We start from the raw sequence: 17,908 nt of genomic DNA on the forward strand, positions 1-17,908 counted from the left end.
TTGACCGCGAAGGCGCCCTCGACGCCGAGGCCTGGACGCCAGGCCTCGCCCCCGCGGATCGGGACGCGGGCCACCAGGGTCTGGCTGGCGAAGTCGGCGGTGGGCAGCACGGCGTCGACCCAGCTGGTGACCCGCGCATCGCCCGACAGGCTGCGGACCTCCACCGGCTGACCGACGCGGACCCGCTCGGCGTCGCGCGGATAGACGAAGAACCCGGCGTAGAGACGGTTGGGATCGGCGACGACGTAGAGCGGCTGTTCGCCGGCCACCCCTCCGACATTGGCGTTCTTCTCGACGATCACGCCGGAGATCGGGGCCGGGATCGGATAGGTCTGCAGGCTGTTGGCGGACTCCACGCGCGCCAGCACCTGGCCCTTGCGCACCGGCTGGCCCAGCTCCGCGGCAAGCGACATGACCCGGCCCGGATACCAGGCGCGGACCTCGGCCTTGCCCTCGGGGGCGATCTCCACCCGGCCGGAGAGGTCGATGAGTTCGGCGATGGCGAACGGTCCGGCGCGCTCGCTCTTCACGCCGCCGGCCTGGGCGGCCTGCGCCGAGATCGTGGTGCGGCCCTCGTAGGAGGCATAGGCCCAGCGGTGGGTGCGGCCCCCTTCGACGGCGGTGACCTTGACGTCGAAGGAGTGCGGCTCGGCCACCACGCCCTGGCCGCGGAGGTAGTCCTCCAGCGGGGTGAAGGCGAAGCGGTCCGTCCGGCCGCCCAGTCGCCCCAGCTCGACGGTGAGCTGCACGGCCTTGGGGTCCGCCGGCTTGTCCTTGCGGTAGGCGTAGACGTGGAACTCGGGCGGCACGCCGTCCTCGAAGATGGTCACCTCCAGGGCGAACTCACCGTCGCGGAGCATGCGGCCGCGGTGGGGGCCGCGCTCGTATTCCGGAGCGGCGGCATGGCCGGGCGCCTCCGCCGGCTTGGCCGGTTCGCCGCAGCCGGTCAGCGCCAGGGCTGTCAGGAGGATGAACAGCGGCGCTGAGGCCGCCTTGGAGGAGGAGAGGGTGTTCATCGGCGGGGCTCCGCGCTGGCGGTCTGGGTGACGAAGGCGGCGTGGCGGCCGGTGAGGCGGTCGAGGGCGGCCTGATCGAGATGGTATTGCCTGAGCACCGCGAGGCGGCGGGCGCGGGCGTCGAAGAGGGCGCGCTCCGCCTCGGCGACATCGAGGTACTGGAAGCCGCCGCGAGTGAAGCCCGCGCGCACCTGCTCCACCGCGCGGATGGCGGCCGGGATCACCTCGGTGCGGATGCGCTCGGACTCACGGGCGGACGCGGTCATGCGGCGCGTGAGGCGGGCGATCTCTCGCTCGCGGGAGAGCCGCGCCGCCTCGATCTCCACCTCGGCGGCGGTGCGCTCGGCCTGGGCGCGCTCGACGCCGGCCTTGTTGGTGTCGTAGCGCCGAAGCGGAATGGACCCGCCAACCACGAAGGCCACGTCGTCGCCCTGGCCCAGGTAGCGCACCCCGGCGCGGACCGTCGGGTCTGTCACCGTCTTGGATTGCTCCACGCGGACCGCGGCGATGGCCAGGTCCCGTTCGGCCGTGAGCAACTGCAGGTCGGCGACCTCGGCGGTGGGCGCGGCGACCGGCGGGGGCACCTCGAAGAACAGCTTGAGGTCGAGGCTGTAGTTTGCGCCAGCGCCCCAATAGGCGGCCAGCCGGGCGCGCGCGGCCTCGGCGGCGGCGCGGGCCTCGTCGCGGGCGATCTCCGCCTGGGCGGTGACGGCTTCCGCCCGGCTGCCGGCGAACAACGGGTCGCGGGCGCTCTTCACCCGGCGGTCGACGTCGCGCTGGGCGCCCTGCACGGCGATCAGCCGGGCGTCGGCGATCACCAGCTCGGCGTCCGCAGCCAGGGCCTCGGCGTAGGCGACCTGCACGTCGCGCAGCACATCCAGGGTCCGGACGGCGCCGCGCCAGCGCGCGACCTCCAGCTGGCCGCGCGCCAGGACCGTGCGCGCCTCCCGCTTGCCGCCGCGCTCCAGCGTCTGCTGGTAGGAGACGGTGGATTCGGTCCGGTCGACGAGGGAATAGGCGCCGGTCCCGGCGAAGTTCTCCAGCTCGACGCCGAGGGTCGGGTTGGGCTTCAGGCCGGCCTGCCGGATCGCCGCCTGACCGGCGAGGACACGGGCGTCAAGCGCGGCGCGGCTGGGGTCGAAGGCCGCGGCGCGCGCCAGGGCCTCGGAGAGGCTGAGCGGCGCCGGGGTTTGAGCGCCGGCGCCGGAGGCGGCCAGGACGCCCGCGGCGAGCGCTGCGCCGGCCAGCCAGGCGCGGGGGCGCGGCGGCCAGGGTGCGCCAGAAATCGTAGGCATGGGAGATGTCTCGCAAACGGTCGTGACAGGGCGCGCCGCATCACGAGACGCGGGCGTTTCAGACGCGGATTGCGTTGGCCTTGGGAGGGCGTTCCAGGCCTCCAGGCCTGACTCCCCTGGCACAGGCGTCGCCAAGGTAGGGCTGGGAAACCGCCACGATCAACACCAAGGCGTCGGTTTCGCCGGTGCTGTTGATTGAGCCTGTAGGTCCATCGACATGGTGGTGGCCAGGGCCGGATTGGTGATTGTTAGGGGACTGACCTGGGCTGTCCCGATCACCGTCGCTCTGGTGATCTGGTTGGTGGTTGTCCTCCCCTGCGATGAGCGTGAGCTGCATGTCATGCTCATGGGGTGTTTGCGCGGCGTGCTGGACACGGTTCACGACGCCGGCGGCCGACATCGCCGCGAACACGACCGCGAGCGCCACGCAGAGCGTCGCGAGCCATGATCGTGCTGGCGGTGTTAGACCCCGTCCCATAGTGTCCTGCTTAGGGACGCGAAACGCTCGTAGCAAGCCGGAAACCTGAACCGCCGGTAGCGTATGGCGGCGGCAGGTGATGTCTCTGTTATAGGTTTCGCTCAGAGTTTGAGGATCTCGCGCGCCTCTGGCGGCCTGACGTCGTCAGTCAAGCGGAACCAGTTTTCTGATAACGTCGATCCACAGCAGATCGGGAAACGCCTTGCCCCACAGGCCTTCCACGCCATTGATTTCGCATAAGATATATTAGGCGCGAAATGTCTGTAGCCGGATAGAGATGTCACGTATCAGACCCCGGCTTGCTGACACACCCGTTGGCACGCCGCAGTTAGCTGCGCCGGCATGATGGGCTTGGTGACCACGGGAAATTGCGACTGCCCGTTCAGCATGTCCGAATTCGCGGTCACGAACACCACGGGAATGTCAGCCATCTCAGCCAGGATTGCGTCAACCGCCTCAAGGCCGGTGCCATCGAGGATCCGCAGGTCCGCGGTGATCAGGTCGGGGCGATGGTCTTTCGCGCACTGCAGAGCCTGACGCGGCGATGTCGCCCAATCAAAGCTCTCAAAGCCCTGGTCACTGAGAAGCGCCTCGATCTCGATTGAGATCAGAGCCTCGTCCTCGATGATCAGTACATGACGTCCGAGCGCCCAGCCCACGGCGTTATCCCCCTGGCCCCTTTAGCTTGCGCCTAGAAGGATGAATCAATTGTGGAATCTCCGCCAGCGACTTCGTAGCCGCGATCACCAAGAAGCGGCGCGACGTATCAAATTGCCCGGTTTCCAGTTGCGGGAGGTCTGAGGCCCAAGCGCGCGTCACTGGCCCGACTTAGGTAAATCCTCAGCCGCCAAGAAGTCTGCTAGCGTTACGCCCATGGCCTCTGCGAGCCGCGCCAGAATGGCGACCGTCGGACTGCTGGTCCCACGCTCGATCCGCCCCAAGTGCCGCATGGCCAGGCCAGCCTCCCCGGCAAGGTCCTCCTGGGTCAACTTGCGCGCCAACCTGAGACGCCGCACGTTGCGCCCGACGACCCTATTCCAATTCATGCACGATGGATTTAACGGTGCGTCGACAACTTCTAGGACATATATGTCCTATCAGTGGGATGGCGGTTGGATTTGGCCCCCGAGAAGAGGTTTCACATGGGCTCGGAGCCAGCTCAGGTCGATATCCACGTCGGCAATCGCCTTCGGCTGAGGCGTCGGCAGCTCGGCATGAGCCAGGAACGCTTGGCCTGCGGTCTTGGCCTGACCTTCCAGCAAGTCCAAAAATACGAACGTGGGGCGAACCGCATCAGCGCTTCAAAACTCTATGAGGCCGCCCGATGTCTGGGGGTGCCGGTCAGTCATTTCTTCGAAGGTCTGAGGGATCCGGCGACGCCCGATGGCGACGCCTATGCGAAGGCCTGGAGCGGCGTGGTCGAGGAGCTTCTCGCGGAACCCAACGGCAAGGCGCTGGCGGAGGCCTTCCTGAGCATCCGAAGGCGAAGCGTCCGAAAAGGTCTCGCCGACCTGGCCAGGGAAATCGCCGCCAATGATGACCCGTCGCCCAATCCCAAGGGCCGGTCAAAGCCTGAGTGAGCAAGTGAAGTTTCGTCGCAGAGACCTACTCTAAGCGATGCCCCTCGCTGGCCTCGGCGGCGTGATGGCCTGCATCCTCACGGACGCCTCCGCATGGATGCCGTTTTGGGTCGTGGGTTCCGGCTTGGCCATAGCCGCCTACTTGGCGATCGAGCGCTACCGACCGCGTGCGTAGCGGCGCCGATCGCGCTATTTGCTGCCGCAGGACCCGACCGTCCAGGCCTTCATCGGCACGCAGGTCTACCTCGACCACAAGGCCAAGCGCTTCCCTAAGGCCGACAACCCCGTTATCGCCGAGAACGAAGCCGTCGTCCTGAGCGCCCCCGGCGTCCGCCAGACACTCCAGAAGGCCTATGCCAGCGCCCCGTCAGACACCCTGGCGTTCAGCGCCCCGGAGCCGGACGCCCGGTCCGCCTATTTCGTCTGCGCCCAGAAATAACACCCCGTTGGTCTCAAGAGCGCGCTGGACCGCATCGACATTGGCCGCCGAACTACGGCCAGGGCCCAGCTCGCTTTCCATGCGCCGAATTGTTTGGAGGGATAGTCCCGCGGCGTGCGCGAGTTCGGCGCCATTCCAGCCCAGAAGCGCGCGCGCCGCACGGATTTGCGAGGCCGTCACCATCTTGGAGCACTTTTAACGTCACGCATGGTATTTTTAGATTGATCTTTCGGAGTGATCCTCGATACTAAAAGACTAACACAGCCGGAGAAGCTTGGTCATGGGCTCGCGTCGAGAGACCGGGGGCGAGAGCCTGCGCCTGCCTCGAATGTCCCGAAGAGCCGTCCTTGGCGGGACCTCAGTCGCCGCCTTGGCCCCACAGTCCGCCTTAGCAGCGCCAACCACGCCAACTGTACCCGACGACGCCACGCGGCAGTGCGCCCGCTGGCTGCATCTGAACGGGCGTATCGAACGTCTTCAAGATCGCTGGGCGAAACTTGAAGCCTGGCTGGCCCGGGAACACGGCTGGCTCACGCTCAGCCCGGCCGAGCAGCAGGCGCTGCCCTGGTCGCGAGAACTGCACGACATCGACGGTTGCCTCGATCTTCTATTCGAACAGCGTGAAGCGCTCCTAGACAGCCTTCCGACCCGTTCCGCGAACCTCCCCTCGGTCGTCGCCAGATTGGCCGTGGTGGAGCGGTTGATCTGGAGCCACGACCAACCCGAGGCCTACGCCTTGATCACCGGCTGCCTTCAGGATCTCAAGGCTTTGTCCCCGCAAGCCTGACACGCCGTAGGCCGCGCGAGTCGCAGCGCCTAAGCGGCCCACAACTCGTAGCCGCCCTCCCCCAGCCCGTCACCCGCACGATGTCTGAGACTCTACGGCCGCCAGGGGTGCGGGAAATGTGGATGACGAGATCAATGGCCTGGCCGATGGCGCGGTGCGGGATACGCTGGGTCACCTCCCCGATCAGATCTTCAAGGCGGCTGAGGCCTCCGCCGCGCCGTTGGCGTGCAGCGTGGGGAGGCCGCCGGGGTGTCCGGTGTTCCAGGCCTTCAGCGGGATCACGCTCGCGCTGATGGGCATGGGCCACGCAGTCGCGCGTAATCCCACGGGGCGGCGTCGTTCGACGTCCCGATGGGGAATGGACGGCCTGACGGGCGGAAAATGGTCTCATGGCGCGCATTCTTATCGCCATTCTTGCCCTTCTGGCCCTCGCGGCCAGCCCGATCACCGCTTCGGCGGCGCCGATGGCCTGCGGCATGGATAGCCCCCAGGGCGCCACGTCCAGCATGGCGTCGATGGATCCGTCCGCCGATCGGCACGTCGCGCCCGTCAAGTCCGATCCGTGTTGCGACAAGGTGTTAAACGGCTGCGCCAAGACCTGTTCGATGACCTGCACGAGCGGCCTGGCTGTTCTAGTGGCGCTGTCGAGCATCGCGGTATTCCAAACCGCCATGACGCTCGACCCGCCGAAAAGTTCGGCTTGGCGTTCCCACGTGCTCATTGGGCCTGAACGACCTCCGAAATCGCTGGCCTGAAGCCGACGGCGGCCGCCGTCGGTTCCGCCGCGCCGCTGGTGGTGCGGTCGCGCGCCTGGACTGTCAGGCGTGAGACCTGGTTCCGCCCCGGCGTCGTCCCGCCAAGACGGCCCGACCGTCTGGCGAAACCATAGATTTCGGGGAAACCCCCATGATCACTCGCTTAATCCTCACCGCCCTGACGCTCAGCCTGCCGCTGGCGATCGGGGCCTGCGCCGCCTCAGGAATGGACGGGGCGTCCGCCTACCGCATCGGGCCGCCGCCCTCGAACGCCAAGGACGTCTTCCGCACCGTGGTCAGGACGCCGCTTGCGGCAGACGCCGCCGCGGTCGAGCAAGAGCGTCCTCGCTGACGGCCAGCGGCATGGCGCCCGCCAAGGGCGCCATGCCGGGGTCGGCGCCTTCGTGCAAGGCTCCCTTAACGCCGTGCCGGCTACCTTACCGAAACGAAACTTGCCCAAGCTCGGAGCCTGGCCTAGGTCTGTCGTCTCATGTGGAACCTGATCCGCAGTCTCTTCGTGGTGCTCGCCCTGACGGGCTTTATCGGCCAGACGTCGGCGCGCGCCATGCCGATGACCATGACTGCTATGACGGACGTCGTCTCGGCCGCTGCTCAGACTGCGCCAGCCATGATGAACTGCGCCGACATGCCGGGCATGGCCAAGGCGCCAGCCGCCAAGGCGCCGATCCAGGCGCCCTGCACGGGCATGACGGCCGACTGCATCGGCAAGATGGGCTGCGCGACGGTGGCGACGCCGCCCCCGGCTTCGATCGGCGTGTTCGGCCCCGCGGCCTATGAGAGTGTGACCTTCGCCAGCATCGACCAGATGCGCGAGGGCGTCACCGCGCCCCGCCTCTACCACCCTCCCAGACCGCTGGCCTGACCGCAGGCGTCAGCGTCGGCGTGGGCTCGCCTTGAGCGCCCGCCGACGTGTGCATGACGCCGTCAGCCCAGAATTGCCCGTCCGAAATCTTCACGGCGGGCGCTCAAATCGGAATGGAGGATGGTCCCATGACCTCCCGCAATCTCATCGCGATCGGCGCCGCGGCGCTGGCTCTCGGCCTCTCGGCGACGGCCTTCGCGGCCCAGTCGGAGCCCCAAGGCGACTTCACCTATCGCACCTCGCCGCCGTCTTCGAACCCGCACGATGTCTTCCGCACCTTGATCAAGGTGCCGAGGACGCCGGAGGCTGCCGCACGCATGCGCATGGCCAACTGCGACTGCCCGATGATGAAGGGCGACGCGGCCATGCGCGACATGTGCATGACCACGATGGGCGTTCCCACCACGTCGCCGAAGGGCTAGCCGCTTCCAAACCCTGCGCCTGACTTATCCCCGGGCGCGGGGACGGAGGGGCGTCGGCGGCTCACGACGTCGCCGACGCTTCCGGCTCGCCCCTCGGTTCCGAGCAGCTTTCCAGCGGGAAACCATGATGCGCCTTATTCTTCCACTGATGTGGGCGACGCTGTCCGCCGGCGCCGCCCAGGCCGCGCCGCTGACCTTCGACGCAGCGCTCAAGCTCGCCGACCAGACCGCGCCCAGCCTCGAGGCCAAGGGCGCTGACATCACGGCGGCCAGATCGTCTGCGATCGCCGCGGGCCGGCTGCCCGATCCGAAGCTCGCGGTCGGCCTCGGCAACTTCCCGATCTCGGGTCCGCCGGCCGGAACCTTCGGCCGCGACAGCATGACCATGGCTACCGTCGGCGTGACCCAGGACGTGCCCAGCGGCGCCAAGCGCGCGGCCGCCCGTGAACGGGCCGCCGCCGATATCGGCGTCGCCGAAAACGCCCTGGCGGCGGAGGCCCGCAACGTCCGTCTGAACACGGCCCTGGCCTGGATCGATCTCTACTATGCGAAGAGGCGACTAGCTGCGCTGGACGAGGTCGACCGCGCGCTCGCGCCGCTGCGGACCAGCGCCCCGTCGCAGCTGGCCTCAGGCTCGGCGCGCCCGAGCCAGGCCCTGGAGCCCGAACAACTGACCGCCGCGCTGGGCGACCGGCGCGCCGACCTGGTCGCCGCCGTCAGCAAGGCCCGCGCCGAGCTGATCCGCTGGACCGGCGATCCGACCGCAGACGTCACCGGCGACCTGCCCCGCTACAGCATTGATCCCACCCGCCTGCGCGCCGGCCTCGACGCCCATCCGTCGCTCCAGGCCTATGACGCCATGGGCCGCCAGGCCGACGCCGACGTGGCGCTGGCCAAGGCCGGTAAGCGTCCCGACTGGAGCTGGGACGTGACCTACCAGCGTCGCGATCCGATGTACGGTGACATGATCTCGGTCGGCGCGGCGATCAGCCTGCCGCTGTTCGGCCGCACCCGGCAGGATCCCGCGATCGCCGCCCGCGCTTCGAGCGCCACCCGCGTGCGCTATGAACGCGAGGCGGCGCGGCGTGGCCTGGCCGCCTCGCTCGAGGCCGACCTCGCCGACCATACGATGCACCATGACCGGATGATGCGCGCGCGCCAGACGCTGGAGCCGCTCGCCGCTCGCCGCGCAGATCTGGAGACCGCCAGCTACGCCGCCGGCGCCGCCGGCCTGTCCGATGTGCTGGGCGCCTTTCTGGCCCTGGCCGAGACCAAGATCGATCTCCTCGACCGCGAAGCCGACGTCCAGCGCGACGCGGTCCGCATCGTCCTGACCTACGGAAGCGACGCCCCATGAACCGCGCTCAACTCGTCCTGTCGGCCGCCGTCATCGCCGTCCTGGCCGCGGCCGGCGGCTATGGTCTGGCGCAACTCGGAAGGCCGCCGGCGCCGACCGCCGCAGCCGCCGCGTCGAGCGACCGCAAGGTGCTCTACTGGTACGACCCGATGGTCCCGGCCCAGCACTTCGACAAGCCGGGCAAGTCGCCGTTCATGGATATGCAGCTCCAGCCACGCTACGCCGATGAAGGCCCGACCGGCGCGGGCGGCGTGCGGATCGATCCGGCCGCCGTCCAGAGCCTCGGCGTGCGCCTGGTTAGCGTCCAGCGTGGCGAGTTCGCCCAGAACCTCGACGCCACGGGTGTCCTCGACTTCAACCAGCGCGATGTCGCCATCGTCCAGGCCAAGGCCGCCGGGTTCGTGCAGCGGGTCTATGCCCGCGCGCCCGGCGACGTGGTCGCCGCCGGCGCGCCGATCGCCGATCTGCTCATACCCTCATGGGGCGGCGCCCAGGTGGAATATCTCGCCGTACGCCGCGCCGGAGACCCGGCGCTGGAGGCGGCGGCCCGGCAGCGGCTGATGCTGCTGGGCATGCCGCCGGGCCTGATCGACCAGGTCGCCCGGTCGAGCCGTCCGCGTAACGTCGTCACGGTCGCCACGCCGATGGGCGGGGTCATCCAGACGCTGGACGTGCGCCAGGGCATGACGGTGAGCATGGGTCAGACCCTGGCCCAGATCGCCGGCGTGGCGACCGTCTGGCTCAACGCCGCGGTCCCCGAGGCGCAGGCCGGGCAGGTCCGCGTCGGCCAGCCGGTCGGCGCCGAGCTCGCCGCCTTTCCGGGCGAAGCCTTCAATGGCCGCGTGACCGCGATCCTGCCGACCACCCAGGCCGATAGCCGCACCCTGACCGTGCGCGTCGAACTCGCCAACCCAGGCGGCCGGCTCAAGCCGGGCATGTTCGCCACCGTCCACGTGGGCGGCGCGGCACGGCCGGCCCTGTTCATCCCGTCCGAGGCGGTGATCCGCACCGGCAAGCGGGTCCTGGTCATGGTCGCCGGCGAGGGCGGCCGCTTCCAGCCGGTCGAGGTCCAGCCGGGCCGCGAGGATGATGGACGGACGGAGATCCTCGCCGGCCTGAGCGAGGGCCAGAAGGTCGTCGCCTCCGGGCAGTTCCTGATCGACTCCGAAGCCAGTCTCGCCGGCATCCAGGCCAAGCCGCTCGGCGCTGCGTCCGCGCCTGCGACCAAGGCCGCGTCCACCCTCTACGAGAGCCGCGGCCGCATCGAGGCGCTGTCGGCCGGTTCGATCACGCTCAGCCACGCACCCGTGCCAGCCATCGGCTGGCCGGCCATGACCATGACCTTCAAGCTCGATCCACCCGCCCTGGCCAAGGACCTGAAGGTCGGCGACCAGGTGGCGTTCGGCTTCGAGCAGCGGCCGGACGGCCCCGTCGTGCGCCGCCTCGTCAAGGAGGCGGCCCGGTGATCGCCGCCCTGATCCGCTGGTCGGTCAAGAACCGCTTCTTCGTCATCATCGGCGCCCTGGCGCTGCTGGCCGCCGGCCTGGTCGCGTTGCGCTCCACGCCCGTCGACGCCCTCCCCGACCTCTCCGACGTGCAGGTGATCATCCGCACGCCCTATCCGGGCCAGGCGCCGCAGATCGTCGAGAACCAGGTCACCTATCCGCTGACCACCACCATGCTGTCGGTGCCGGGCGCCAAGACGGTGCGCGGCTATTCCTTCTTCGGCGACAGCTTCGTCTATGTGATCTTCGAGGACGGGACGGACCTCTACTGGGCCCGCTCGCGGGTGCTGGAATATCTCAATCAGGTCCAGAGCCGCCTGCCGGACACGGCCAAGCCGGCGCTGGGTCCAGACGCCACCGGGGTCGGCTGGGTCTATGAGTATGCCCTGGTCGACAAGACCGGCCGCCACGACCTGGCCCAGCTCCGGTCCCTACAGGACTGGTTCCTGCGCTATGAGCTGAAGAGCCTGCCGGGCGTGGCTGAGGTCGCCTCGATCGGCGGCATGGTCAAGCAATACCAGGTGGTGCTCGACCCGGTGAAACTCGCCGCCTACGGCGTCACCCACGCCCAGGTCTCAGACGCCATCCAACGCGCCAACAGCGAGACGGGCGGCTCGGTGTTGGAGTTGGCCGAGGCCGAGTACATGGTCCGCGCCTCGGGCTATCTGAAGACCCTCGACGACTTCCGCGCCATCCCGCTGAAGACGGCGGCGGGCGGGGTCCCCGTCCGGCTGGGCGACGTGGCGACCCTCCAGCTCGGGCCAGAAGTGCGCCGCGGCGTCGCCGAGTTGGACGGTCAGGGCGAGGTCGCGGGCGGGGTCGTCATCCTGCGTTCGGGCAAGAACGCCCGGGAGACCATCGCCGCGGTCAAGGACAAGCTCGTCGAGCTGAAGAAGAGCCTACCGCCCGGCGTCGAGGTGGTGACGACCTATGACCGCTCGCAGCTCATCGACCGGGCCATAGGCAACCTGCGCGAAAAGCTCATCGAGGAGTTCATCGTCGTCGCCCTGGTCTGCGCCCTGTTCCTCTGGCACGTGCGCTCAGCCCTGGTGGCGATCCTGACCCTGCCGCTGGGGGTGTTGTTCGCGCTCATCGTCATGCGGATCCAGGGCGTCAACGCCAACATCATGTCGCTCGGCGGCATCGCCATCGCCATCGGGGCCATGGTCGACGCCGCCGTGGTCATGATCGAGAACGCCCACAAGAAGATCGAACGCTGGGAACACGACCATCCAGACCAGACGCTGAAAGGCGAGACCCGCTGGCGGGTCATCACCGACGCCGCCGCCGAGGTCGGGCCGGCCCTGTTCTTCAGCCTGGTGATCATCACCCTCAGCTTCGTCCCGGTCTTCACCCTGCAGGCCCAGGAGGGGCGCCTCTTCTCGCCCTTGGCCTTCACCAAGACCTACGCCATGGCCGGGGCGGCGATCCTGTCGGTGACCCTGGTCCCGGTGCTGATGGGCTACCTGATCCGGGGCCGCATCCCACGCGAGGACAGCAACGTCCTGAACCGCTGGCTGACCGCGGCCTATAGGCCGGTGCTGGACTGGGTGATGCGCAAGCCGAGGGTGACCCTGCTCATCGCCGCCCTGGCCTTCGCCACCACCGCCTGGCCGCTCAGCCAGCTCGGCGGCGAGTTCATCCCGAGCATGGACGAGGGCGACCTGCTCTACATGCCCTCGGCCCTGCCGGGGATCTCGGCGCAGAAAGCCGGCGAACTGCTGCAGCAGACCGACCGCCTGATCAAAACCGTGCCGGAGGTGAAGAGCGTGTTCGGCAAGGCCGGCCGCGCCGAGAGCGCCACCGATCCCGCGCCGCTGGAGATGTTCGAGACCACCGTCCAGTTCAAGCCGCGGAGCGAGTGGCGGCCCGGCATGACGCCCGAAAAGCTGGTCGAGGAGTTGGACCGGACCGTGAAGGTCCCCGGCCTCGCCAATGTCTGGGTGCCGCCGATCCGCAACCGCATCGACATGCTGGCCACCGGCATCAAGAGCCCGATCGGGGTGAAGGTCTCGGGCGCTGACCTCGCCCAGCTCGACCGCATCGCCCACGACGTCGAGACGGTGGCCAAGCGCGTCCCCGGCGTCAGCTCGGCGCTCGCCGAGCGGCTGACGGGCGGGCGCTATGTCGATGTCGACATCGACCGCGCCGCGGCCGCGCGCTTTGGCCTCAACATCGCCGACGTGCAGGAGATCGTCTCCGGCGCGATCGGCGGCGAGACGGTGAGCCAGACCGTCGAAGGGCTGGCCCGCTATCCGATCAATGTCCGCTATCCGCGCGAGATCCGCGACAGCCTGGAGGGCCTGCGAAGCCTGCCGATCCTGACGCCCGCGGGCCAACAGATCACGCTCGGCACGGTGGCGAAGATCGAGATCGCCGACGGTCCGCCGATGCTGAAGACCGAGAACGCGCGGCCCTCGACCTGGGTCTATATCGACGTGCGCGGCCGCGACCTGAACGCCGTCGTCCAGGACCTGCAGCGCGCCGTGGCCAAGGACGTCAAGCTCTCGCCGGGCGTCTCGATCGCCTATTCCGGCCAGTTCGAATATCTGCAGCGCGCCGTCGAGCGGCTGAAGATCGTCGTGCCGGCGACGCTCTTGATCATCTTCGTCCTGCTCTACGTCACCTTCGGCCGCTTCGACGAGGCGGCCCTGATCATGGCCACCTTGCCCTTCGCGCTGACCGGCGGCATCTGGGCGCTCTACCTGCTCGGGTTCCACCAGTCCGTCGCCACCGGCGTCGGCTTCATCGCGCTGGCCGGCGTCTCGGCTGAGTTCGGGGTGGTGATGCTGATCTACCTGAAGCACGCGCTGGCGGACCGCGGTCCCAATCCCAGCGGCGACGACCTGACCGCAGCCGTACGCGAAGGCGCCCTGCTCCGCGTCCGCCCCAAGGCCATGACCGTGGCCGTCATCCTGGCCGGCCTCGCGCCCATCCTCATCGGCCACGGCGCCGGTTCCGAAGTCATGAGCCGGATCGCCGCCCCGATGATCGGCGGGATGCTGACCGCGCCGCTGCTCTCGATGCTGGTCATCCCCGCGGGATACCTGCTGCTGCGCCGCCGATGGCCCGCCAACCCTCCCCTCACCGCTTCAACCCAAGGAGAAACCCCATGAAGCACCTGATCCTCACCGCCGCCGCTCTCGGTCTGGCCGGAACCCTCGCCGCCTGCGGCCAGAAGGAGGCGGCCACGGTCGAGGCTGGCGCGGCGCCGCCCGCGCCGGCGGCGGCCGCGCCGGTCGCTTCCGGCTCCAACATGACGGGCATGGCGATGCCTGCGGACGCCAAGATGGCCAAGGGCACGGGGACGGTCACCGCCGTGGACGCCACCGCCGGGACCATCACCGTGGACCATGCGCCCATTCCCGAGGCCGAGTGGCCCGCGATGACCATGGGCTTCAAGGCGACTCCGGCGCTAGCCCAGTCGGTCAAGGTCGGCGACAAGGTGGCCTTCGACCTCAAGCTGCAAGGCGGCGCCGGCGAAATCACGGCGATTCAGAAGCAATAGCTCACCCAGGAAGACGCTCGGGCGCCGCGCCCGGGCGTCCCGTGACGAGAACAGTATGCCGCCCGAGTTGGTCGCTCCTCAGCCACGAGACGGCATCGCGGCGGTGTCCAATCGTCGATGGATGAGGGAGACCAGCGACAGCAGATCCTCCGCATCCTCCAGGCTCATGTCCCAGCGGATCCTCGCCTCGTGGGCGGTCGGGTTGCGAAACATGCCGAAGGTTCCGATCACCAGGTTCGCAAAGCCGCGCTGCTCGTCCTGCTCGCTCTTCGTCCGGCGAGGATTTATCGCGAGCATCGGCGTGTCGCCGCCCAATGCGCGGTTCACCAGTGGCGCGCCGTCGTCGATCAGGCCGGTCCTCGCCCTGAGCTTGTCGGCGATGCTCTTCACCGCCTCCAAGACTGCGTGGAAATAGTTCTCCGCGACCCACTCAGGTCGGCAGAAAGCCAGCACGTCGGGATGGACGTTGCGCCTCAGCAGGTCGGCCCGAAGATCGCGAGCACGCTTCTCGGCCTCGCCAATGGTCGAGGCGACGGCGACGTTCGAGAGCTTGCCCGCAGCATCGACTTCCAGTCCCATCAAGACGAGCGTCTCGTTCAGGCGTAGTCGCAGGGGCTCGTACCCCTCGCGCTTGCCGAGCCACCGGACCGGCGCCATCGCGCGCCTGATGACTTCGAGGATCGCGGTCCGGTTCTGGCGTTTGTTCTGATCGGCGGCGAAGGCCGCCAGCAACCGATTGCGCTTGTTGGCAGTGGGATCGGGATCCGCCATCTTCAAGGTGTTGAGGACGTGACCGATCTCGGTGCCGGTCAGCCCCAGCGTCGTATCGCCCAGGGCGCCCGCGATCCCTTCGACCTCGATTTGCGAAAACACAGCCACGCCATGGACCTCCCCTGCGATGCCGGGCGCGGACCCCGGCCGCCAATTTCGCGGACGCGCCAGCTATGGTGTGACGAGGGCCTTCAGATTGTCGACCAGGGCCCGCCGCATGGTCTCAGCCGGGACCCCGCGTAGCGCAGCCAATTCCGGGATCATCCGGGAGACATCTGCCGGCCGGCTCGGCCGCCCGTCATTCTGGGTAAAGGGTCCATCGGTCTCGGACAGAAGGCGGTTCATCGGCAACGCCGCGACCACCTCGCGATGGCGCGGCTGGAGCAGCATCTGGGCGTTGACGGAGAAGTAGCAGCCCAATTCCGCCGCCCGCCTCGCCTCGGCTTTGGTCCCGGTGAACCAGTGCATCACCGCCCGGCCCCGATCGGGCGGCAACAGACTCTCAAGATGGCCGAGAACTTGGCCGACCGCGCGGACGCTATGGATGGTGAGGATCTTCCCGCCGGCCTCGGCGCAGGCGCTCAACACCCGCTCGAACACGGCCTTCTGATCCTCGAACGATCGGTAAAATCGCGGCCCGGCGTCCAGCCCGACCTCGCCGACATAGGTCGCTTCGGGCAGCAGCGCCTCCCACAGGGCGATCTCTGACTTCCGTTCGGCGACGACCTGCGGGTGGAGCCCGAGTGCGACGCGGACATGGCTCGAGCGACTGGCGAGCTCGATATTGCGCCGCCAAGCCTTCGGCGTGGTCGTCACCGCCAAGGTCGCGACTTGGTGGCGGTCGCATTCTTCGATCAGAGCAGGGTGATCAGGATAGAGATCGAGATGACAGTGCATGTCGATCAGTCGAGGGACGATGGGCGACATCAGAAGGGCCGTGCGACCACGCCGGCCAGCAATGCTCCGACCTCGTGCAGGCCATTAACATAGACCTGCTCATAGGCCGGCAACTCGGCCGGAGCGTCGTTGAGCGGACCGGGCTGGTGGATGCGGAATCGCGCCGAGCGCGGGCGGGCCGCCAGCTGGGTGATCGCCAGCTGGAAGGACCGTACATGCTCCCCCTGCGCTTTCGCCGAATTGAGCGGCCCGGCGTGAAGGTTGGCCAGGGTGTAGGCGGTGTCGTCCGCACCGAGACCGGCCTGGAGCGCCGCCCGGCGGATCAGACAGGGGACACAGTGCCCGCAATGCTGCGGAGGGGCGCCGGACCAGCGGGCCTTGGCCGGCGAGCTGCAGGACATCGTCTCCTTGGCGGACTTTCGCAGGAAGGCCTGGTCGGCGCAGCCGCGGGCCATCTCGCCCTTTGTCTGATGACGGTATCGGTTGAGCAGGGTCGCGCGGATGCCCAGGCGAGCGAGCAACTCGTTCCACCGCGCCATGTAGAAGGGATGGGTCGTGCGGGTGCTGAGGGAGCCGAGGCGCAGCGGATCGAGCGGCACGTTCAGGGAAATCAGCCCATTCTCCGGCACGTGGATCGTCACGTCGTCATCGATCGCGTCGGCGGCCAAGGCCGCCAGGGCGAAGAACAGGAATGAGCGTCCACGAAGCGAGTTCTCGACTGCCGAGCCCGCTACGACATCGGTCGGAAAACCCACCCTGGCCCGTAGATGCATGAACCCGGACTTGGGGTAGTGTTTCTCGATCCGGTCGGCGCAGAAGGTCTGGTGCGCGCTCGTCACCCCGTCCCAATAGTGGCTCACCAGCATCGGCGATCGGCCGGCGGCGAGAAGGTCTATGGCGCCGATGAAACTGTCGAGGCCGCCTGAGAACAGGCAGACGTCCGGGGGTCGGTACATCGCCAACCGAGTCGGCGCCGGCGCCAGTCGCTTCAACCCCGCGGCGCGGGCGCGGAAGCGCAGCGACCAGCGATCACCGGTCAGGAAGTTCAGCATCTGGACGAGGAGACTGTCCACGGACGCCCAGAGGCCCGGGTCGGAGACCGGAAGCTCCAGGGCGATCTGCCGGGTCCAACCGTCCTGGGACTCGGAATGCCGGTTGACCCGCGTATCGGCGGCGGTAAGGGCCGCGGCGAGCACCGCCAGGTCGACCGCGACCTCGCTGGGCCGTAATCCGACCGCGGCCAGTTGCTCCAGGGCCTGACCGAGGCCGAAATCGAGACGGCGGTCCCCGCTGATGAACGAGATCTCCGTCCTGAGCGTCCCGGTGGCTGGCGGGATGCGGGTCCGGTCCCGATCGCCGAGCCTGCAAACCACGCTGTGCGGCCTCATGCGTCATCTCCGAGGATGGCCAGCATCTCGAACGCGGCCGCATAGATACCGTTCGCGGCGCCGACAACGGCCCGGTCGCTGAGGCTCGCGACCCCATCGAGCCGGCCCGCCAACTCGCTCCGCACCGTGCCGGCCACGAAGTCGTGCAGCTGCGCCTGCAGCTTGTCGATGGCGCCCACATCGTGGGGAATACTGACGCCCTTAGCGCCGATGTCGTTGAGGATCCGGGCTTCGATCGTGCGGGCGACCACGTCCAGGAAGAACTCTTCCAGCTGGCCGGCCGTCAGGTCGTCGAAGGGGCCGAGTCCCTCCTCGGCCAGGGCGTCGATCGCCTCGAGCATGCCCTGGCGGGCGATGGCTTCGTCCAGGGAGCCGCCCGGCGGACAGATGACTTCGAGCAGCGCGAGGAAGACATCTTCAGCGGGCCGACCGGCCAGATCGCCCAGGTTCACTCGGCGCAGCGCTTCCGCCGGGCCGTCACGGCTGAAATCACGGACGACGCCGAGGAGACGGCCGGCCGACGCTCGAGCCTCGCCCATGCGCCGGGCGGCGCGGTCGCTTCCCCCTACCCCGTCGCGCACATAGCGCGAGACGCCCCGCGCCAGGGCGTCGCGATTGCCGGTCCGGGCGAACTGGTTGAAGGCCGTCCTGGCGCCGCGCAAGGAGCCGGCGCCGCTGACGTCGGGTGTGATGCGCAGCGCCGGCGGCGCAACCGCCGGCGCGACGGGCGGGGTCGGGTCGAGCGCGGCGACGCCCGCCGCAGGGTCGTCCACCCAACTCGGGATGAGTCCGATCTGAGGGCCGCCGTAGGCGCTGGACGTGCCCAT

Annotated in this window: 21 protein-coding genes; 11 read left to right on the forward strand and 10 right to left on the reverse strand. The window is 68.6% G+C overall.

Going from position 1 to position 17,908, the window contains the following annotated elements; all coding sequences use genetic code 11:
• The 5 genes from EPN98_RS16385 to EPN98_RS16405 all read right to left on the reverse strand — a co-directional run.
• Positions 1-1,016: HlyD family efflux transporter periplasmic adaptor subunit (locus tag EPN98_RS16385; protein WP_293363986.1), on the reverse strand; the 1,016-nt coding region annotated here is incomplete at its 3' end.
• Positions 1,013-2,311: a TolC family protein gene (locus EPN98_RS16390; protein ID WP_293363987.1), complete on the reverse strand. Its 1,299-nt coding sequence runs from the start codon at positions 2,309-2,311 to the stop codon at positions 1,013-1,015. The genes EPN98_RS16385 and EPN98_RS16390, both read right to left, overlap by 4 nt.
• Positions 2,312-2,369: 58 nt before the next feature.
• Positions 2,370-2,738: a hypothetical protein gene (locus EPN98_RS16395; protein WP_293363988.1), complete on the reverse strand. Its 369-nt coding sequence runs from the start codon at positions 2,736-2,738 to the stop codon at positions 2,370-2,372.
• Between the two features lie 338 nt (positions 2,739-3,076).
• Positions 3,077-3,448, reverse strand: a complete 372-nt coding sequence (locus EPN98_RS16400) for a response regulator (protein WP_293363989.1) — start codon at positions 3,446-3,448, stop codon at positions 3,077-3,079.
• 156 nt (positions 3,449-3,604) lie between these two features.
• Positions 3,605-3,835, reverse strand: a complete 231-nt coding sequence (locus tag EPN98_RS16405; RefSeq protein ID WP_293363990.1) for a helix-turn-helix transcriptional regulator — start codon at positions 3,833-3,835, stop codon at positions 3,605-3,607.
• A gap of 96 nt (positions 3,836-3,931) precedes the next feature.
• On the opposite strand from EPN98_RS16405, the gene EPN98_RS16410 reads away from it, so the two are divergent.
• Both EPN98_RS16410 and EPN98_RS16415 read left to right on the forward strand, forming a co-directional pair.
• On the forward strand, positions 3,932-4,369 hold the full coding sequence (locus EPN98_RS16410) for a helix-turn-helix transcriptional regulator (RefSeq protein ID WP_293364021.1): 438 nt from the start codon (positions 3,932-3,934) through the stop codon (positions 4,367-4,369).
• Between the two features lie 193 nt (positions 4,370-4,562).
• Positions 4,563-4,808, forward strand: coding sequence for a hypothetical protein (locus EPN98_RS16415; RefSeq protein ID WP_293364022.1), 246 nt, complete (start codon positions 4,563-4,565; stop codon positions 4,806-4,808).
• Here the strand turns inward: EPN98_RS16415 and EPN98_RS16420 are convergent.
• A complete protein-coding gene (locus tag EPN98_RS16420; protein ID WP_293363991.1) occupies positions 4,737-4,991 on the reverse strand; it encodes a helix-turn-helix transcriptional regulator in 255 nt (84 codons plus the stop codon). The genes EPN98_RS16415 and EPN98_RS16420 overlap by 72 nt on opposite strands.
• A 187-nt stretch (positions 4,992-5,178) precedes the next feature.
• Between EPN98_RS16420 and EPN98_RS16425 the strand changes: the two genes are divergently transcribed.
• From EPN98_RS16425 to EPN98_RS16465, 9 genes are all read left to right on the forward strand, one after another.
• Positions 5,179-5,595: a helicase gene (locus EPN98_RS16425; RefSeq protein WP_293363992.1), complete on the forward strand. Its 417-nt coding sequence runs from the start codon at positions 5,179-5,181 to the stop codon at positions 5,593-5,595.
• Positions 5,596-5,984: 389 nt separating this feature from the next.
• Positions 5,985-6,350, forward strand: a complete 366-nt coding sequence (locus EPN98_RS16430; protein WP_293363993.1) for a hypothetical protein — start codon at positions 5,985-5,987, stop codon at positions 6,348-6,350.
• A gap of 151 nt (positions 6,351-6,501) precedes the next feature.
• Positions 6,502-6,702, forward strand: coding sequence for a hypothetical protein (locus tag EPN98_RS16435; protein ID WP_293363994.1), 201 nt, complete (start codon positions 6,502-6,504; stop codon positions 6,700-6,702).
• 138 nt (positions 6,703-6,840) lie between these two features.
• Positions 6,841-7,233 (forward strand): hypothetical protein, encoded by a 393-nt coding sequence (locus tag EPN98_RS16440; protein ID WP_293363995.1) that lies wholly within the window; start codon positions 6,841-6,843, stop codon positions 7,231-7,233.
• A gap of 128 nt (positions 7,234-7,361) precedes the next feature.
• The gene (locus tag EPN98_RS16445) at positions 7,362-7,655 is read left to right on the forward strand and encodes a hypothetical protein (protein ID WP_293363996.1); all 294 of its coding nucleotides are present in this window, start codon (positions 7,362-7,364) and stop codon (positions 7,653-7,655) included.
• 127 nt (positions 7,656-7,782) lie between these two features.
• The gene (locus EPN98_RS16450) at positions 7,783-9,012 is read left to right on the forward strand and encodes a TolC family protein (protein ID WP_293363997.1); all 1,230 of its coding nucleotides are present in this window, start codon (positions 7,783-7,785) and stop codon (positions 9,010-9,012) included.
• Complete coding sequence (locus EPN98_RS16455) at positions 9,009-10,478, forward strand: efflux RND transporter periplasmic adaptor subunit (protein ID WP_293363998.1); 1,470 nt, start codon at positions 9,009-9,011, stop codon at positions 10,476-10,478. The genes EPN98_RS16450 and EPN98_RS16455 overlap by 4 nt, the downstream gene beginning before the upstream one ends.
• Entirely contained in the window at positions 10,475-13,633 is a 3,159-nt protein-coding gene (locus EPN98_RS16460; RefSeq protein ID WP_293363999.1) for an efflux RND transporter permease subunit, read from the forward strand. Before EPN98_RS16455 ends, EPN98_RS16460 begins: the two co-directional genes overlap by 4 nt.
• On the forward strand, positions 13,630-14,025 hold the full coding sequence (locus EPN98_RS16465; RefSeq protein WP_293364000.1) for a copper-binding protein: 396 nt from the start codon (positions 13,630-13,632) through the stop codon (positions 14,023-14,025). Before EPN98_RS16460 ends, EPN98_RS16465 begins: the two co-directional genes overlap by 4 nt.
• Positions 14,026-14,103: 78 nt before the next feature.
• On the opposite strand, the gene EPN98_RS16470 is transcribed toward EPN98_RS16465, so the two are convergent.
• The 4 genes from EPN98_RS16470 to qatB all read right to left on the reverse strand — a co-directional run bounded on the left by EPN98_RS16470 (position 14,104) and on the right by qatB (position 17,908).
• On the reverse strand, positions 14,104-14,904 hold the full coding sequence (locus tag EPN98_RS16470; protein ID WP_293364001.1) for a TIGR02391 family protein: 801 nt from the start codon (positions 14,902-14,904) through the stop codon (positions 14,104-14,106).
• A 63-nt stretch (positions 14,905-14,967) separates the two neighbouring features.
• Positions 14,968-15,723: a Qat anti-phage system TatD family nuclease QatD gene (gene qatD / locus EPN98_RS16475; RefSeq protein WP_293364002.1), complete on the reverse strand. Its 756-nt coding sequence runs from the start codon at positions 15,721-15,723 to the stop codon at positions 14,968-14,970.
• Positions 15,723-17,081, reverse strand: coding sequence for a Qat anti-phage system QueC-like protein QatC (qatC, locus tag EPN98_RS16480; RefSeq protein ID WP_293364003.1), 1,359 nt, complete (start codon positions 17,079-17,081; stop codon positions 15,723-15,725). The genes qatD and qatC overlap by 1 nt, the downstream gene beginning before the upstream one ends.
• Positions 17,078-17,908 carry a Qat anti-phage system associated protein QatB gene (gene qatB, locus EPN98_RS16485; protein ID WP_293364004.1) on the reverse strand — a complete coding sequence of 277 codons (831 nt, stop codon included), beginning with the start codon at positions 17,906-17,908 and terminating at the stop codon, positions 17,078-17,080. The genes qatC and qatB overlap by 4 nt, the downstream gene beginning before the upstream one ends.

This window comes from Phenylobacterium sp., assembly GCF_004299445.1.
Classification (GTDB): Bacteria; Pseudomonadota; Alphaproteobacteria; order Caulobacterales; family Caulobacteraceae; genus Phenylobacterium.

What these genes read in the sequence shown, in the direction of transcription:
- EPN98_RS16390 (WP_293363987.1), bottom strand. Translation starts at nt 2,311, where the DNA reads ATGCCTACGATTTCTGGCGCACCCTGGCCGCCGCGCCCCCGCGCCTGG.
- EPN98_RS16405 (WP_293363990.1), bottom strand. Translation starts at nt 3,835, where the DNA reads ATGAATTGGAATAGGGTCGTCGGGCGCAACGTGCGGCGTCTCAGGTTG.
- EPN98_RS16410 (WP_293364021.1), top strand. Translation starts at nt 3,932, where the DNA reads ATGGGCTCGGAGCCAGCTCAGGTCGATATCCACGTCGGCAATCGCCTT.
- EPN98_RS16420 (WP_293363991.1), bottom strand. Translation starts at nt 4,991, where the DNA reads ATGGTGACGGCCTCGCAAATCCGTGCGGCGCGCGCGCTTCTGGGCTGG.
- EPN98_RS16430 (WP_293363993.1), top strand. Translation starts at nt 5,985, where the DNA reads ATGGCGCGCATTCTTATCGCCATTCTTGCCCTTCTGGCCCTCGCGGCC.
- EPN98_RS16435 (WP_293363994.1), top strand. Translation starts at nt 6,502, where the DNA reads ATGATCACTCGCTTAATCCTCACCGCCCTGACGCTCAGCCTGCCGCTG.
- EPN98_RS16440 (WP_293363995.1), top strand. Translation starts at nt 6,841, where the DNA reads ATGTGGAACCTGATCCGCAGTCTCTTCGTGGTGCTCGCCCTGACGGGC.
- EPN98_RS16445 (WP_293363996.1), top strand. Translation starts at nt 7,362, where the DNA reads ATGACCTCCCGCAATCTCATCGCGATCGGCGCCGCGGCGCTGGCTCTC.
- EPN98_RS16450 (WP_293363997.1), top strand. Translation starts at nt 7,783, where the DNA reads ATGCGCCTTATTCTTCCACTGATGTGGGCGACGCTGTCCGCCGGCGCC.
- EPN98_RS16455 (WP_293363998.1), top strand. Translation starts at nt 9,009, where the DNA reads ATGAACCGCGCTCAACTCGTCCTGTCGGCCGCCGTCATCGCCGTCCTG.
- EPN98_RS16465 (WP_293364000.1), top strand. Translation starts at nt 13,630, where the DNA reads ATGAAGCACCTGATCCTCACCGCCGCCGCTCTCGGTCTGGCCGGAACC.
- qatD (WP_293364002.1), bottom strand. Translation starts at nt 15,723, where the DNA reads ATGTCGCCCATCGTCCCTCGACTGATCGACATGCACTGTCATCTCGAT.
- qatC (WP_293364003.1), bottom strand. Translation starts at nt 17,081, where the DNA reads ATGAGGCCGCACAGCGTGGTTTGCAGGCTCGGCGATCGGGACCGGACC.
- qatB (WP_293364004.1), bottom strand. Translation starts at nt 17,908, where the DNA reads ATGGGCACGTCCAGCGCCTACGGCGGCCCTCAGATCGGACTCATCCCG.